Genomic DNA, 3,275 nt, shown 5'->3' with positions numbered 1-3,275 from the left:
CAGTCGCTCTTTAACAATGTATATCATGCTGACATTAACGTTTTTTTAAACGTTGATACGTAATTGTTGTGTGATACGTCTCAAGCGTATCCGGCAATCGTTGTCATTGCGAGATACCAGACTCCTTCGGGTTATAGGGTCAAGCAATGAAGCGCACACGGTGGATGCCTAGGCAGCCAGAGGCGATGAAAGACGTGGAAGCCTGCGATAAGGTTCGGCGAGGTGGCAAACAACCTGTGACCCGGACATCTCTGAATGGGGAAACCCACTGACCACAAGGTCAGTATCCTGTACTGAATACATAGGTGCAGGAGGCGAACCAGGGGAACTGAAACATCTAAGTACCCTGAGGAAAAGAAATCAACCGAGATTCCCCCAGTAGCGGCGAGCGAACGGGGACCAGCCCTTAAGCAGGTGACTGATTAGACGAACGAGCTGGGAAGCTCGGCCATAGCGGGTGATAGCCCCGTAGTCGAAAATCTGATTCTGTGAAATCGAGTAGGTCGGGGCACGAGAAACCTTGACTGAAGACGGGGGGACCATCCTCCAAGGCTAAATACTCCTGGCTGACCGATAGTGAACCAGTACCGTGAGGGAAAGGCGAAAAGAACCCCGGAGAGGGGAGTGAAATAGATCCTGAAACCGTGTGCGTACAAGCAGTAGGAGCAGACTAGTTCTGTGACTGCGTACCTTTTGTATAATGGGTCAGCGACTTATATTCAGTGGCGAGGTTAACCGTATAGGGGAGCCGTAGGGAAACCGAGTCTTAACTGGGCGACACAGTCGCTGGATATAGACCCGAAACCGGGCGATCTATCCATGAGCAGGGTGAAGGTTGAGTAACATCAACTGGAGGCCCGAACCAGGATCTGTTGAAAAAGATTTGGATGACTTGTGGATCGGAGTGAAAGGCTAATCAAGCCCGGAGATAGCTGGTTCTCCTCGAAAGCTATTTAGGTAGCGCCTCACGTATCACCGCCGGGGGTAGAGCACTGTTTCGGCTAGGGGGTCATCCCGACTTACCAACCCGAGGCAAACTCCGAATACCGGTGAGTGCAAGCGTGGGAGACACACGGCGGGTGCTAACGTCCGTCGTGAAAAGGGAAACAACCCAGACCGTCAGCTAAGGTCCCCAAATTCTGGTTAAGTGGGAAACGATGTGGGAAGGCTCAGACAGCTAGGAGGTTGGCTTAGAAGCAGCCATCCTTTAAAGAAAGCGTAATAGCTCACTAGTCGAGTCGGCCTGCGCGGAAGATGTAACGGGGCTAAACCAGATACCGAAGCTACGGGTTCATCCTATGGATGAGCGGTAGAGGAGCGTCGTGTAAGCCGATGAAGGTGAGTTGAGAAGCTTGCTGGAGGTATCACGAGTGCGAATGCTGACATGAGTAACGATAAGGGGAGTGAAAAACTCCCCCGCCGGAAGACCAAGGTTTTCTGTTCGATGCTAATCAGAGCAGAGTGAGTCGGCCCCTAAGGCGAGGCCGAAAGGCGTAGTCGATGGGAAACGGGCTAATATTCCCGTACCGGACATGATTGCGATGGGGGGACGGAGAAGGCTAGGTGGGCCAGGCGTTGGTTGTCCTGGTGAAAGTCAGTAGGCCTGGGTCTCAGGTAAATCCGGGACCCTTCAAAGCCGAGAGACGAGACGAAGACACCACGGTGTCGAAGTCATTGATGCCACGCTTCCAGGAAAAGCCTCTAAGCTTCAGATCATGTGCGACCGTACCCCAAACCGACACAGGTGGTCAGGGTGAGAATCCCAAGGCGCTTGAGAGAACTCGGGTGAAGGAACTAGGCAAAATGGTGCCGTAACTTCGGGAGAAGGCACGCCGGCGTAGGGTGAGAGGACTTGCTCCTTCAGCCCGAACCGGTCGAAGATACCAGGTGGCTGCAACTGTTTATTAAAAACACAGCACTCTGCCAACTCGCAAGAGGACGTATAGGGTGTGACGCCTGCCCGGTGCCGGAAGGTTAAATGATGGTGTTAGGATTCGTCCGAAGCTCTTGATTGAAGCCCCGGTAAACGGCGGCCGTAACTATAACGGTCCTAAGGTAGCGAAATTCCTTGTCGGGTAAGTTCCGACCTGCACGAATGGCGTAATGATGGCCACGCTGTCTCTACCCGAGACTCAGTGAAATTGAAATCGCCGTGAAGATGCGGTGTACCCGCGGCTAGACGGAAAGACCCCGTGAACCTTTACTATAGCTTCACACTGGACGCTGATGTTGCCTGTGTAGGATAGCTGGGAGGCTTTGAACTTCGGACGCCAGTTCGAAGGGAGCCAACCTTGAAATACCAGCCTGGCATCATTGGCGTTCTCACTCAGGTCCGTTATCCGGATCGAGGACAGTGTGTGGTGGGTAGTTTGACTGGGGCGGTCTCCTCCCAAAGAGTAACGGAGGAGCACGAAGGTACCCTCAGCACGGTCGGACATCGTGCAATGAGTGCAAGAGCATAAGGGTGCTTGACTGCGAGACAGACACGTCGAGCAGGTGCGAAAGCAGGTTCTAGTGATCCGGTGGTTCTGTATGGAAGGGCCATCGCTCAACGGATAAAAGGTACTCCGGGGATAACAGGCTGATACCGCCCAAGAGTTCACATCGACGGCGGTGTTTGGCACCTCGATGTCGGCTCATCACATCCTGGGGCTGAAGTCGGTCCCAAGGGTATGGCTGTTCGCCATTTAAAGTGGTACGCGAGCTGGGTTTAGAACGTCGTGAGACAGTTCGGTCCCTATCTGCCGTGGGCGTTGGATGTTTGAGAAGAGCTGCTCCTAGTACGAGAGGACCGGAGTGGACGACCCTCTGGTGTTCCGGTTGTCACGCCAGTGGCATTGCCGGGTAGCTATGGTCGGACGGGATAACCGCTGAAAGCATCTAAGCGGGAAGCCCCCTTCAAGATGAGACATCCCCGAGGCCTTGAGCCTCCTGAAGGGCCCAGCGAGACCAGCTGGTTGATAGGCACGGTGTGGACGCACTGCAAGGTGTTGAGCTAACGTGTACTAATGGCCCGTGAGGCTTGACCCTATAACACCCAAGGGGTCTGGTCGCAGTGACAACGATGACTACCGGATACGCGCGCTGGGCGAGCAAACGCCTGGCACGAGAGACGATCACACGACACAGCATGATGTACATTGACAGTTACGCCTGACGACCATAGCGAGCGTGAACCACCTGATCCCTTGCCGAACTCAGTAGTGAAACCGCTTAGCGCCGATGGTAGTGTGGGGTCTCCCCATGCGAGAGTAGGTCATCGTCAGGCACTTATT

Annotated in this window: 2 rRNA genes; both read left to right on the top strand. The window is 54.1% G+C overall.

Going from position 1 to position 3,275, the window contains the following annotated elements:
* The first annotated feature begins 137 nt into the window (after positions 1-137).
* Positions 138-3,030: ribosomal RNA gene (locus ACT3R4_RS18225) — 23S ribosomal RNA — on the top strand.
* Between the two features lie 122 nt (positions 3,031-3,152).
* Positions 3,153-3,268: ribosomal RNA gene (gene rrf, locus ACT3R4_RS18220) — 5S ribosomal RNA — on the top strand.
* The last annotated feature ends 7 nt before the right edge of the window (positions 3,269-3,275 follow it).

Origin of the sequence: Halomonas sp. AOP7-E1-9 (assembly GCF_052376035.1) — a bacterium.
Taxonomy (GTDB): Bacteria; Pseudomonadota; Gammaproteobacteria; order Pseudomonadales; family Halomonadaceae; genus Vreelandella; species Vreelandella citrativorans.
Note: the sequence above shows the minus strand (reverse complement) of the source record. Positions and strands in the feature narration are given on the sequence as shown.